Annotated in this window: 1 protein-coding gene; it reads right to left on the bottom strand. The window is 33.8% G+C overall.

Annotation, left to right across the window (positions count from 1 at the left end; genetic code table 11):
• Positions 1-237 (bottom strand): YpbB family protein (locus ASHG_RS09170; RefSeq protein WP_040396669.1); only part of this gene is annotated, 237 nt, incomplete at both ends.

Here is a 237-nt window from a genome sequence, read left to right as displayed (position 1 = left end):
GTGCAATCTCATCAATTGTTTTACCCTGTAAAAGCATTTGATAAGTTGCCCTTGTTGACGCAGTTAGTAACCCATTTTCTTGATGTTCAGTCTCAATCATTGAAACAAGTATAGGAAATTTTTCACCATTACTTACAAGTTGTAAAACTATTGAATGCAAGGTATGTAAAAAGAGAATTTGACACCACGTCTCATCCTCACCTAAAATAGAACTAATTTGCTCAATCGTATATCCAA

The organism is Anaerococcus senegalensis JC48 (genome assembly GCF_000321005.1).
GTDB classification, from domain to species: domain Bacteria; phylum Bacillota; class Clostridia; order Tissierellales; family Peptoniphilaceae; genus Anaerococcus; species Anaerococcus senegalensis.
The sequence above is the reverse complement of the archived record's forward strand: the minus strand, read 5'-3'. Positions and strand labels throughout refer to the sequence as shown.